This is a genomic window from Pseudomonas poae (genome assembly GCA_028869255.1).
In the GTDB taxonomy this organism is placed as follows: Bacteria; Pseudomonadota; Gammaproteobacteria; order Pseudomonadales; family Pseudomonadaceae; genus Aquipseudomonas; species Aquipseudomonas poae_C.
In genome coordinates, this window is the sequence record CP110972.1 from 6,392,483 (window position 1) to 6,405,712 (window position 13,230).

Annotated in this window: 8 protein-coding genes and 2 pseudogenes; 9 read left to right on the forward strand and 1 reads right to left on the reverse strand. The window is 61.6% G+C overall.

The annotated features are described in order from the left end of the window. Positions 1 to 10 precede the first annotated feature (10 nt). From bioF to LRS56_29035, 6 genes and pseudogenes are all read left to right on the forward strand, one after another. Positions 11 to 1,180: an 8-amino-7-oxononanoate synthase gene (gene bioF, locus LRS56_29010; GenBank protein WDU62702.1), complete on the forward strand. Its 1,170-nt coding sequence runs from the start codon at positions 11 to 13 to the stop codon at positions 1,178 to 1,180. Beyond that, positions 1,173 to 1,904: an alpha/beta fold hydrolase gene (locus tag LRS56_29015; GenBank protein WDU62703.1), complete on the forward strand. Its 732-nt coding sequence runs from the start codon at positions 1,173 to 1,175 to the stop codon at positions 1,902 to 1,904. Before bioF ends, LRS56_29015 begins: the two co-directional genes overlap by 8 nt. Continuing rightward, positions 1,897 to 2,708 (forward strand): annotated as a pseudogene (bioC, locus tag LRS56_29020) (malonyl-ACP O-methyltransferase BioC). Before LRS56_29015 ends, bioC begins: the two are co-directional and overlap by 8 nt. Next, complete coding sequence (gene bioD / locus LRS56_29025) at positions 2,705 to 3,385, forward strand: dethiobiotin synthase (GenBank protein WDU62704.1); 681 nt, start codon at positions 2,705 to 2,707, stop codon at positions 3,383 to 3,385. The pseudogene bioC and the gene bioD overlap by 4 nt, the downstream one beginning before the upstream one ends. 120 nt (positions 3,386 to 3,505) lie before the next feature. Further along, positions 3,506 to 3,787 (forward strand): pyrroloquinoline quinone biosynthesis protein PqqE, encoded by a 282-nt coding sequence (locus tag LRS56_29030; protein ID WDU62705.1) that lies wholly within the window; start codon positions 3,506 to 3,508, stop codon positions 3,785 to 3,787. Between the two features lie 348 nt (positions 3,788 to 4,135). Next, positions 4,136 to 5,940: pseudogene (locus LRS56_29035) on the forward strand (phenylacyl-CoA dehydrogenase). Between the two features lie 75 nt (positions 5,941 to 6,015). On the opposite strand, the gene LRS56_29040 reads toward LRS56_29035, so the two are convergent. Continuing rightward, complete coding sequence (locus LRS56_29040; protein ID WDU62706.1) at positions 6,016 to 7,611, reverse strand: hypothetical protein; 1,596 nt, start codon at positions 7,609 to 7,611, stop codon at positions 6,016 to 6,018. 306 nt (positions 7,612 to 7,917) lie between these two features. Between LRS56_29040 and LRS56_29045 the strand changes: the two genes are divergently transcribed. The 3 genes from LRS56_29045 (at position 7,918) to LRS56_29055 (ending at position 13,093) form a co-directional block, all read left to right on the forward strand. After that, entirely contained in the window at positions 7,918 to 9,207 is a 1,290-nt protein-coding gene (locus tag LRS56_29045) for a GGDEF domain-containing protein (GenBank protein ID WDU62707.1), read from the forward strand. A 90-nt stretch (positions 9,208 to 9,297) separates the two neighbouring features. Beyond that, positions 9,298 to 11,067, forward strand: coding sequence for an acyl-CoA dehydrogenase C-terminal domain-containing protein (locus LRS56_29050; protein ID WDU62708.1), 1,770 nt, complete (start codon positions 9,298 to 9,300; stop codon positions 11,065 to 11,067). Positions 11,068 to 11,314: 247 nt separating this feature from the next. Continuing rightward, the gene (locus tag LRS56_29055) at positions 11,315 to 13,093 is read left to right on the forward strand and encodes an acyl-CoA dehydrogenase C-terminal domain-containing protein (protein ID WDU62709.1); all 1,779 of its coding nucleotides are present in this window, start codon (positions 11,315 to 11,317) and stop codon (positions 13,091 to 13,093) included. The last annotated feature ends 137 nt before the right edge of the window (positions 13,094 to 13,230 follow it).

Consider the following 13,230-nt stretch of genomic DNA (forward strand, 5'->3'; position numbering starts at 1 on the left):
TGAGGCATGCATGTCTTTCGATCTCGCCGCGCGCCTTGCTGCCCGCCGTGCCGAACACCTTTATCGCCAACGCCCGCTGCTCGAGAGTCCCCAAGGCCCGCAGGTGGTAGTGGATGGCCAGGCGCTCCTGGCGTTCTGCAACAACGACTACCTGGGCCTGGCCAATCACCCGCAAGTGATCGAAGCCTGGCGCGCTGGTGCGTCCCGCTGGGGCGTGGGCGGCGGTGCGTCGCACCTGGTGGTCGGGCACGCCACGCCGCACCATGAACTGGAAGAAGCCCTGGCCGACCTCACCGGTCGCCCGCGTGCCTTGCTGTTTACCACCGGCTACATGGCCAACCTCGGTGCGGTCACGGCATTGGTGGGGCAGGGTGATACGGTGCTCGAAGACCGTCTCAACCACGCCTCCTTGCTGGATGCGGGGCTGCTGTCCGGCGCGCGTTTCAACCGCTACCTGCACAACGACGCGGCCAGCCTGGCCAAGCGCCTGGAGAAAGCCAGCGGCAATACGCTGGTGGTCACCGATGGCGTGTTCAGCATGGACGGCGACCTGGCCGACCTACCTGCGCTGGCCCGTGAAACGCGGGCCAAAGGCGCCTGGCTGATGGTGGACGACGCCCATGGTTTCGGCCCGTTGGGGGCCACCGGCGCGGGCATCGTCGAGCATTTCGGACTGAGCCAGGACGACGTGCCGGTGCTGGTCGGCACCCTGGGCAAAGCCTTCGGCACGGCCGGTGCGTTTGTGGCGGGCAGTGAAGAACTGATCGAAAGCCTGATCCAGTTCGCCCGGCCCTACATCTACACCACCAGCCAGCCGCCGGCGCTGGCCTGCGCCACCCTCAAGAGCCTGGAGTTGCTGCGCACCGAGCATTGGCGGCGCGAGCACCTCAATGGCCTGATCCGCCAGTTCCGCCAGGGCGCCGAGCAGCTTGGGCTGGACTTGATGGACAGCTTTACGCCGATCCAGCCGATCCTGATCGGCGACAGCGCCAAGGCCGTGCGCCTGTCGCAGCGGTTGCGTGAACACGGGCTGATGGTGACTGCGATTCGCCCGCCGACCGTGCCCGCCGGCAGCGCCCGTTTGCGCGTGACCTTGACGGCCGCCCACAGCGAGGCGCAGGTGCAGCTATTGTTAAACGCATTGGAGGCGTGTTTGCGCCTGGAGCCCGACCATGCGTGATCGATTGATATTGCTGCCCGGATGGGGCCTCGGCGTGTCGCCGCTGGAGCCTCTGGCCGCCGCCCTGCAGGGCCTGGATGAACACCTGCAGGTGCAGATCGAGCCGCTGCCGTTACTGGCCTCCAGCGATCTGGCCGAATGGCTCGACGAACTCGATGCCACGTTGCCCGACAACGCCTGGCTGGGCGGTTGGTCTCTGGGCGGCATGCTCGCATCGGAGCTGGCGGCGCGGCGCGGTGAACGCTGCTGCGGCCTGCTGACGCTGGCGAGCAATCCGTGTTTTGTCGCCCATGACGGCTGGCCCAGCGCGATGCCCGCCGAGACCTTCGATGCGTTTCTCGCCGGGTGTCATGCCGACTCCCAAGTCACCCTCAAACGCTTCGGCCTGCTGTGCGCCAAGGGCGCCGAAGACCCACGCGGGCTGGCGCGTTTGCTGGTCAGCGGGGCGCCGAATACGCCCTCCAGTGTGTTGATGACCGGCCTTGAGCTGCTGGCCCAACTGGATACCCGCGAAGCCTTGCTGGCCTTTCGCGGGCCGCAGTTGCATCTGTTTGCCGGGCTGGATGGTTTGGTGCCCGCCGAGGCGGCCGCTGACCTGCTGACCCTGCTGCCCGATGTGGAAATCGGCCTGATTGAACAGGCCGGTCACGCTTTTCTTCTGGAGGACCCGCACGGTGTCGCGGGGGCCATCCAGGCTTTTTTGCATGAGTGTGTTGATGACTGATCTCTCCCAGCCCCCACTGCCAGGCGCCTTGCCGGACAAGCGCCAGGTGGCGGCTTCGTTTTCGCGTGCGGCGGCCAGTTATGACAGCGTGGCCGAGTTGCAGCGGGCGGTGGGCCACGAGCTGCTGGCGCGTCTGCCAGCTGCAATTGCCCCTCGGCGCTGGCTGGATATGGGCTGCGGCACGGGTTATTTCAGCCGCGTGCTGGGCGAGAGGCTGCCGGCCAGCCAGGGCGTGGCGCTGGACATTGCCGAAGGCATGCTCAATCACGCACAACCCCTGGGTGGCGCCGAGCACTTTATCGCCGGTGATGCCGAACGCCTGCCGTTAAAGGAGGCCAGCTGCGGGCTGATTTTCTCCAGCCTGGCCGTGCAATGGTGTGCGAACTTCGACGTGGTGCTCAGCGAGGCTTATCGCGTGCTGCAACCGGGTGGGGTGTTGGCGTTTGCAAGCCTGTGCGTGGGTACGCTTGCGGAGTTGCGCGAAAGCTGGCGCGCCGCGGACGGCCTGGTTCACGTTAACCGCTTTCGCACCTTCGAGGCCTATCAGCAACTGTGTGCGGCCAGCGGCTTGCGCTTGGTGAGCCTGGAGCGCCGGCCCCACGTGCTGCATTACCCGGACGTACGCAGCCTGACCCATGAGTTGAAGGCGCTGGGCGCGCATAACCTCAACCCCGGTCGCCCGGGAGGCTTGACGGGGCGCGCACGGATTGCTGCACTGGTGCATGCGTATGAGCGGTTCCGCCAGGCCCAGGCCTGCCGGCGACCTACCAAGTGGTGTATGCCGTGCTGGAGAAACCTCTATGAGCGCTGCCTATTTCATCACCGGCACCGACACCGATGTAGGCAAGACCACCATCGCCGCCGGCCTGCTGCATGCCGCACGCCAGGCCGGTAAAAGCACCGCCGCCGGAAAGCCGGTGGCCTCGGGTTGCCAGGTCACCCCCAAAGGCTTGCGCAATGCCGACGCCTTGGCACTGCTGGCTGAGTGTTCGCTGCCGCTGAGCTACGCCGAGGTCAACCCGGTGGCGTTCGAGCCGGCCATTGCCCCGCATTTGGCCGCACGGGAGGCTGGCGTGGCGCTGACGGTGCAATCACTGCTCAAACCCATGCAGCAGATCCTGGCCCGGCAGGCGGATTTCACCCTGATCGAAGGCGCCGGCGGCTGGCGGGTGCCGCTGGCTGATCAGGCCAACCTGTCGGACCTGGCCATGGCGCTCAAGCTGCCGGTGATCCTGGTGGTGGGCGTGCGCCTGGGCTGTATCAGCCATGCCTTGCTCACCGCCGAAGCCATTGCCCGTGACGGCTTGCCGCTGGCGGGCTGGGTGGCGAATATCATCGAGCCCAAGACCTCACGCCTGGAAGAAAACCTCGCCACCCTGGCCGAGCGCCTGCCCGCGCCGTGCCTGGGCCGCGTGCCGAAACTCAAGCACGCCGGGGCGGAAGCGGTGGCGCAATACCTGCAATTGGACCTACTGGACTGAAGGCGCTTGACTGATTTTGGCTATCGCTAAGGCATTATGCCATTAGTGTTTTTGACGGGTGTTTTGCCCCAATCTCTGCTTCAATCAGCGTTCACGATTCTCTAAAGGCAGGCTTACGCCATGGACATCTCTGGAAGCAGCGCGTTTTATTCGGGCCTGAGTACCATTCAGACCGGGCAGAACCGTGTCGACGAGGCCGCCGGCAAGATCGCCAGCGCCGCGACTACCCAGCCGTCAGATGCGCAGGTTGACCGTCTTCGCGCCAACGACCGTGCCCAGCCTTCCAACTCGGCCAGCAATATGGTCGAAATGGCCGAAGGCAAGTTTCAAGTGGAGCTGGGCGTAAAAGTCGCCAAGGCTGCGGATGAAATGCTCGGCACCTTGATCGACACCTACGCTTAACCTGCCTATGCGCTGGCTCTCACTTTATGTGGGAGCTGGCTTGCCTGCGATGGCAGCGACTCAATCCTCCTGATACACCGCGGCGTCTGCATCGCAGCGATGCTGCGTACCACAAGCCGGCTCCCACCTTTGTCCTGCGTCACCCCGCTGAACTCCTAAACTCCTTTGTAACGTGGCATCCCGTCGCAGGCCTTGCCGTGCCTGGGGTTGATTCATGTCATGACAAACGGCTTCGGTGGGATGCTTGACAACCCCAGGTCGTAAACGTATGTTTCAAACACCTGTTTGACCGCCACAACAAATCCACGCGGTTGTTCATTCCAGATTCATCAGCAGAGGTTTATCGCTATGCCTGACTACAAGGCCCCCTTGCGTGATATTCGCTTCGTTCGTGACGAACTGCTTGGTTATGAAGCGCACTATCAGAGCCTGCCGGCTTGCCAGGACGCTACCCCGGACATGGTTGACGCCATTCTCGAAGAAGGCGCCAAGTTCTGTGAGCAAGTGCTGGCACCGTTGAACCGCGTGGGCGACATCGAAGGGTGCACCTGGAGCGAGTCAGGCGTTAAGACCCCTACTGGTTTCAAAGAAGCCTACAAACAGTTCGTCGAAGGCGGCTGGCCAAGCCTGGCCCACGACGTGGAGCACGGCGGCCAGGGCCTGCCGGAATCGTTGGGTCTGGCCGTGAGCGAAATGGTTGGCGCCGCCAACTGGTCGTGGGGCATGTACCCGGGCCTGTCCCACGGTGCGATGAACACCATCTCCGAGCACGGCACCCCGGAACAGCAAAACGCCTACCTGACCAAACTGGTCTCGGGCGAATGGACCGGCACCATGTGCCTGACCGAGCCGCACTGCGGCACCGACCTGGGCATGCTGCGCACCAAGGCCGAGCCTCAGGCCGACGGTTCCTACAAAGTCTCCGGCACCAAGATCTTCATCTCGGCCGGTGAACACGACATGGCCGACAACATCGTCCACATCGTACTGGCCCGCCTGCCGGACGCACCGGCCGGCACCAAAGGTATTTCGTTGTTTATCGTGCCTAAATTCCTGCCGAACGCAGACGGCTCGATCGGCGCGCGCAATGCCGTGACCTGTGGGTCCCTGGAACACAAAATGGGCATCCACGGTAACGCCACTTGCGTGATGAACTTCGACGCGGCCACCGGTTTCCTGATCGGCCCGGCGAACAAAGGCCTGAACTGCATGTTCACCTTTATGAACACCGCTCGCCTGGGTACCGCGCTGCAAGGCCTGTCGCACGCCGAGATCGGCTTCAGGGCGGCCTGAAATATGCGCGTGACCGCCTGCAAATGCGCTCCCTGACCGGCCCGAAAGCCCCGGAAAAAGCCGCCGACCCGATCATCGTGCACCCTGACGTGCGCCGCATGCTGCTGACCATGAAAGCCTTCGCCGAAGGCAACCGTGCGATGGTGTACTTCACCGCCAAGCAAGTGGATATCGTCAAGTACGGCACCGACGACGAAGCCAAGAAACAGGCAGATGGCCTGCTGGCTTTCATGACCCCGATCGCCAAGGCGTTCATGACCGAAGTCGGTTTTGAGTCGGCCAACCACGGCGTGCAGATCTACGGCGGCCACGGCTTTATCGCCGAGTGGGGCATGGAACAGAACGTTCGCGACAGCCGCATTTCGATGCTGTACGAAGGCACCACCGGCATCCAGGCGCTGGACCTGCTCGGCCGTAAAGTGCTGATGACCCAAGGCGAAGCGCTCAAGGGCTTCACCAAGATCGTGCACAAGTTCTGCCAGGCCAACGAAGGCGTTGAGGCGGTTAAAGAGTTCGTTGCACCGTTGGCTGCACTCAACAAAGAGTGGGGCGAGTTGACCATGAAGGTCGGCATGGCCGCGATGAAAGACCGTGAAGAAGTCGGTGCCGCTTCGGTGGATTACCTGATGTACTCCGGTTATGCCTGCCTGGCGTACTTCTGGGCCGACATGGCGCGCCTGGCTGCCGAGAAACTGGCTGCCGGTACCACCGAAGAGGCGTTCTACACCGCCAAGCTGCAAACCGCACGCTTCTACTTCCAGCGCATCCTGCCACGTACCCGTACTCACGTAGCCACCATGCTGTCGGGCGCCAACAACCTGATGGACATGAAAGAAGAAGACTTCGGCCTGGCTTACTAAGCCTTACCGGGTTCTCTCAAAAACCGCCGGGCCCTTTGGGGTGCGGCGGTTTTTTTATGTGTGCAGCCAACGCACTCAAGGTGTCGGGGTGAACGGCGTTCCGTCGCAATAAACGTTGCCGGCCAAAACACCCCTGACCCCAATGGCCACCGGCGCAGATCGAAGCAGCTGGTTGGCGTTGTTGAGCATCGAATAGCTGAAATACATCACGCCTCTGCCGATTACCCTCATGGTGGTCGTGTAAGGCAGGTTCAAGGTAAGGCCCAGTGTTGGAGCATCGGCCGCCAGCACTGTAGAGACCGTGACGGCTGGAACAATCGGGTTTGAACCATTGTCCTGCCGGCTCAATGCGCAGGTCAGTGTCAACGTCCGGCCGGGAATCAAAGCGGCTGAAGGTGGGATAAACACCGCAATAGAACGGTTCGGGTAGGGTGCGTTCAAGGGTTGCGGCGAGTTGCAGTTGAGGTTGCCCTCGCTGTTCAGGTTTTGCACGATCGGCAGCGCCAGCGTCATCAAGGTCGACAGGTTAAAGGTCAGGGTTCTGCCTGGCCCATTGAAGACAACCCCGCCGCTGATGATTCTGAACCCCACCGCAGTCGTCGTGTCATTGTTGGCGGCTCCCGCAAGCGCGGCCTGGATTTGCGCCGTGGTGACAATAAAGCGTAACGGTAACGGTTGCCCGGCGTAAATCAAGGACGTCGGCATGGAGGCGGCGCCAAGCGTAACGCCCACCACGTCGCCGATTTGCAAACCGTCGACGCTGTCCAGCCACACCTCCATCCCGCCCTGCCCACCCTGGGTGATATCCCCAAGCGTCACTGTGTTATCGGGCGCAATCGCCTGAGTCACGCGTGGGATGGCAATGTTCGAAGGGGTGATGCGCAGCGCCACCCTGACCTCAAGAATCAACGAGTCCCGAGCGCGGTTGCCTTCTCGGTCGAGACAGCGATAGGTCAGCTGCTGCGGGCCATTGCCGCGGGCGCGAATAATGGCCGCAGGTACCGGTATAAGACGCACAGCCGGGAAGTCGGGCAGGGCGGTCACGGGCGGTACGGCGTACGCCACCTCCATGTGGCTGTCGGTGTTGCCGTAGTAGACAACGGCACGCAGGGCGATCTCGTTGTTGATTTCCGCATGCTCAGGAATCCGAAACAGGACCGGGTCATTGTTGGCCAGGTATTCTTCGGTAATCAGAGGCGTCGCCAGGTTTGCCGGCAGCAGTGGGCGCGGCGGTGTGATAGTCAAGTAACCAAACGGTGGGGTTTTCTGGACCCGCAAGGGGGTACTGGCGGTCGCACGCAGCACGTTACTGCCGTCGTCCAGGATATAGGTGAGTTGGTAGTCGCCTTCACTGCCCACCAGGCGGCGCGGCACGGTGATGTCGACCGCTGCCGTGGGATACGTCGGCAATTGCTGGTAGGACAGCACCTCGTATTCAGCCGGCGGCGGTAATTCGGCGTACACCCTGATCGTGGCACGAGATCCGGGAGGCCCGGGTTGCGGCGGTACCGGAATGCGGATGCGCAGGTCATTGGCTGCCGTAGACAGGGGGACCAGGCCGCCGGCGTTGGGGATGGCATCCACCACGATCAGCGGCTGTAATCGGGGTTGTGCGTTACGAATCAAGAACAGTGAACTTGTGCGCACCAGGTCGTTTTCCGAGGTTTCCATAATCGTCATTCCCGTTGTGTAAAGGGCACTCCTTGTTTCTCCCGAAAACCGGCTGGATGGTACTGAGTGGTATACGCGAGTAAACACAGCAAAACCTTGGCTGAATACTGTCAACCTTGACAGTACGAGATGGCCGACAGCGCTGCTGTCTTCAGGTGTGCGATAAAAAAACCACAGCGTGACACTCAGGGATTGGGCCGCTCGGCCGTTAAAGTGATGGCAATGTGATACATGGCAGGCAGGCTGTGCTTAACTGTCTGCGTAAAGGCACAGTGCCATCACTTTTTGCGGGTCGGAGTTTTACCCTTGTCACGCGTGTCCGCTGTACGTTTCAGTCATTTTTTCCCTTCGTTGCTGCTGTTGCTGGCTGGGCTCTCGGCTGCGTATGTCAAAGATCTCAACGTGTTCTTTACATCGCTGTTCAATGTGCTGCCGACCCTGGTGCTGTTGCTCGGCGGCTCGTATTGCGCGGTGTATCGCCGCCAGCGTGAACTGTTCCTGATGATCACGGTGTATATCGCCTACTTCCTGCTCGACACCCAGACCGACTTCTACCGCGACAATGGCCGCGTACGTGAAGACGCCGCCGTGGTGTTTCACTTGTGTTGCCTGTTATTGCCGCTGTTGTTCAGCATTTACGCGCTCTGGCAGGAGAAGACCCACCTGTTCCGTGACTTTGTCGCACGCGGCGCGGTATTGCTGGCCGTAGGCAGCGTGGCGCTGGCGCTGGAGCAAAGTTATCCCGAAGCCGTGCTCAACTGGCTGGCGGAGATTCGCTGGCCGGCCTTGCACGGCCGTTGGATGAGTCTGATCCAGCTGTCATACCCGATGTTCCTGATCGGTTTCCTGACTCTGGCCGCCCAGTATTGGTATCAGCCGCGCCCGTTGCATGCGGCGCAACTGGTGGGATTGCTGGGGATGTTCTGGATGTTGCCGCAAACCTTCATCCTGCCGTTTACCTTGAACATCATGTGCAGCCAGGTGATGCTGATGATCGCCGCCGGTGTGGCCCACGAGGCCTATCAAATGGCCTTTCGTGACGAGCTGACCGGCCTGCCGGGGCGCCGTGCCCTCAACGAGCGCATGCAGCGGCTGGGGCGCAACTATGTGCTGGCGATGAGCGACGTCGACCACTTCAAGCGCTTCAACGACACCCATGGCCACGACGTGGGTGACCAGGTGCTGCGGCTGGTGGCCAGCAAATTGTCCAAGGTCAACGGTGGCGGGCGCGCCTACCGGTATGGCGGTGAAGAGTTCGCCGTGGTGTTCGCCGGCAAGACCCTGGATGAGTGCATGCCGTACCTGGAGGAAATTCGCGAGATCATCGCCGACTACGACATCAAGCTGCGCAACTCGGATCGCCCGCAAGACGACCAGCAGGGCCGTCAACGCCGCGCCGGCAGTGGTGCATCGAGTGTCTCGGTGACCATCAGCATCGGAGTGGCCGAACGCCAGATCGAGCATCGCACGCCCGAAGAAGTGCTCAAGACCGCCGACCAGGCGCTGTATGCCGCCAAGGGCGCAGGGCGCAACTGTGTGGTCGCGGCCGGGCAAACCCGGCGCGGCGCGGTGCGCATGGCGAGCGCTGCCGGTTGAGTGATGGCGGTGTATTCAGCGGTTCTACAGTGATTGTTTGAGGCACCAGCCGGCAGTAGGTTGAAACCATCTGCTGCCGGAGAAACTGTCATGCCTGAATACAAAGCACCCCTGCGCGACATGCGCTTTCTGATCGACAACGTATTTGACTTCCACGGCCACTACGCCGCCCTCGGCGCGACCGACGCCAGCCCGGACATGGTCGGTGCGATCCTCGAAGAAGGCGCCAAATTCTGCGAAAACGTGCTCGCGCCGCTCAACCGCAGCGGTGACGAAGAGGGCTGCCATTTCGACAATGGCGTGGTGACCACACCCAAAGGCTTCAAGGAAGCCTTCGCCCAGTACGTGGAAGGCGGCTGGCACGGCGTTGCGGCAGACCCGGCCTACGGTGGTCAGGGCTTGCCGCACTCCCTGGGCCTGGTGCTGAGCGAGATGATCGGCTCCAGCAACACCTCCTGGGGCATGTACCCGGGCCTGACTCACGGCGCGATGTCGGCGATCCATGCCCACGGCACCGAGGAGCAGAAAGCCACGTTCCTCAGCAAACTCACCGCCGGTGAATGGACCGGCACCATGTGCCTGACCGAAGCCCATTGCGGCACCGACCTGGGCCTGATCAAGACCCGCGCCGTGCCCCAGGCGGACGGCAGCTACGCGGTCACCGGCAGCAAGATCTTCATCTCGGCCGGCGAGCACGACATGAGCGCCAATATCATCCACCTGGTGTTGGCCAAGCTGCCGGACGCGCCGGCGGGCACCAAAGGTATCTCGTTGTTTATCGTGCCCAAGTTCCATACGGATTCCGGCGAACGCAACGCGGTGCACTGCGGTTCCATCGAACACAAAATGGGTATCAAGGCTTCAGCCACCTGCGTGCTGAACTTCGACGGCGCCAAGGGCTTTTTGATTGGCGAGGCCAACAAAGGCCTCAACTGCATGTTCACCATGATGAACCACGCACGCCTGGGCACCGGTATGCAGGGCCTGTGCAACGGTGAAGCGAGTTTCCAGGGCGCGATCAAATACGCCAACGACCGCCTGCAAATGCGCTCGCTCACCGGTGCCAAGGCCCCGGAGAAAGCCGCCGACCCGATCATTGTGCACCCTGACGTGCGCCGCATGTTGCTCACCATGAAAGCCTTCAACGAAGGCAACCGGGCGCTGACCTATTTCACCGCGCAATTGCTCGACACCGCGCACCTGAGCAGCGACGCCGCGCAGCGCCAGGAGGCCGAAGACCTGCTGGCGTTCCTCACACCGATCTGCAAAGCCTTTATGACCGACACCGGCCTTGAGGTGACCAATCACGGCATGCAGGTTTTTGGCGGCCATGGCTATATTCGTGAATGGGGCATGGAGCAACTGGCCCGCGATGCGCGGATTGCGCCGATCTATGAAGGCACCAACGGCATCCAGGCCCTCGACCTGCTGGGGCGCAAGGTGCTGGGCAGCCAGGGCAAGTTGCTGCGTGGTTTCACCAAAATCGTGCATAAGTTCTGTGCGTCGAATGCCGAGCATCCACAGCTCAAGATTTATGTGGCGCAGCTCAACCAACTGAACCAGGAATGGGGCGAGCTGACGACCAAGGTCGGTATGGCCGCGATGAAAAACCCTGATGAAGTCGGCGCAGCGGCTGTGGATTACTTGATGTACAGCGGTTATGTGATCCTGGCTTATCTGTGGCTGCGCATGGCCATTGCGGCGCACAGCCACGACGATGCCGAGTTTGCCAAGGCCAAGCTGGCGACCTGCGAGTTCTACTTCCAGCGCCTGCTGCCGCGTACCGCCAGCCACCGCTCCGCTGTGGAGGCTGGCAGCGAATGCCTGATGAGTCTGCCTGCTCAGCTGTTTGCCCTATAGACCCTGACTCTCCACGGTCTGAATGTGGGAGCGGGCTTGCTCGCGAAGGCGTTGTGTCAGAAACAAATCAGCTGACTGACACTACGCTTTCGCGAGCAAGCCCGCTCCCACATTGGATCTGTGTGTGACTTATAAATACTTAATAGTCACGAACGGACCCTATGTGTCTGAAAAGTTGTTCGGGTACACTCGAAGCCTGTAAAGCCGACCCTATCGAATCACTTTTCACGTTCTCACGAGGTTTGCCATGGCTGATTACAAAGCGCCGCTGCGTGATATGCGCTTCGTCCTCAACGAAGTTTTTGAGGTCGCCACCACTTGGGCCCAATTGCCGGCATTGGCAGACACCGTTGACGCCTCCACCTGCGAGGCAATCCTCGAAGAAGCCGGCAAAGTCACCGCCAAATCCATCGCACCGCTCAGTCGCGGTGGCGATGAACAAGGCTGCCGTTGGGCAGACAGCGTCGTCACCACGCCCGATGGTTATCCACAAGCCTACAAAACCTACGCCGAAGGTGGCTGGGTGGGTGTAGGCGGTGATCCGGTCTTCGGCGGCATGGGCATGCCCAAGGCAGTCTCGGCGCAGGTGGAAGAGATGATCAACTCGTCGAGCCTGGCGTTCGGCCTGTACCCGATGCTGACGTCCGGGGCCTGCGTGTCGATCAACACCCACGCCAGCGAAGCACTCAAGGCCACCTACCTGCCGAAGATGTATTCCGGTGAGTGGGCCGGTTCCATGTGCCTGACCGAAGCGCATGCCGGCACTGACCTGGGGATTATTCGCACTAAGGCCGAGCCGCAGGCGGATGGGTCCTACATCATCAGCGGCACCAAGATCTTCATCACCGGCGGCGAACACGACCTCACCGAAAACATCATCCACTTGGTACTGGCCAAGCTGCCGGACGCGCCGGCTGGCCCCAAGGGCATCTCGCTGTTTTTGGTGCCGAAATTCATGGTCAATGCCGACGGCAGCCTGGGGGCGCGCAACCCGGTGACCTGTGGCTCCATCGAGCACAAGATGGGCATCCAGGCGTCCGCGACCTGCGTGATGAACTTCGACCAAGCTGTAGGCTACCTGGTGGGCGAGCCCAACCGTGGCCTGGCGGCGATGTTCACCATGATGAACTACGAGCGGCTTGGCGTGGGTATTCAGGGCCTGGCGTCCGGCGAGCGCTCTTACCAGAACGCCATTGAATATGCGCGTGACCGCCTGCAAAGCCGTTCGCCGTTGGGCGCTCAGGCCAAGGACAAAGTGGCCGACCCGATCATCGTCCACCCTGACGTGCGCCGCATGCTGCTGACCATGAAAGCCGCCAACGAAGGCGGCCGTGCGTTCTCCACCTATGTGGCCACGCAACTGGACATCGCCAAGTTCAGCGAAGACCCCGTAGCCCGTGAGCGTGCCGACAACCTGGTGGCACTGCTGACCCCGGTGGCCAAGGCTTTCCTCAGCGACCTGGGCCTGGAAACCACCGTGCTTGGTCAGCAAGTGTTTGGCGGCCATGGCTACATTCGGGAGTGGGGCCAGGAGCAATTGGTGCGTGATGTGCGCATCACCCAGATCTACGAAGGCACTAACGGCATCCAGGCGCTGGACTTGATGGGGCGCAAGATCGTCGGCAGCGGCGGCGCCTTCTATACCTTGTTTGCCGACGAGATCCGCCAATTCACCGCTACGGCGGGGGCCGAGCTGGCCGAGTTCACCAAGCCGCTCAACGCTGCGGTGGATAACCTGGATGAATTGACCGCCTGGGTGCTGGACCGCGCCAAGACCAACCCGAATGAAATCGGCGCGGCGTCGGTGGAGTACCTGCATGCCTTTGGTTACATGGCGTATGCCTATATGTGGGCGCGCATGGCCAAGGCGGCGTGGGGAAAAGAGGCTGAAGAAGACTTCTACGCCAGCAAGCTGGGCACGGCGCGTTTCTACTTTGCCCGCCTGTTGCCACGTATTCAGTCGCTGAGTGCGTCGGTAAAAGCCGGTAGCGAATCGTTGTTTTTGCTGGATGAAGCACTGTTCTAAGGGCTTGGAGGGCGTGTAAGCATTCTCTTACATGACGTACTGCTATTCGTCCTCTATCGCTAAATTGGATCCACGGATAATCTACTTCACATGGACGTCGCGCAGGAAGCGCAAAGCAACAACACGGACACGTAGGA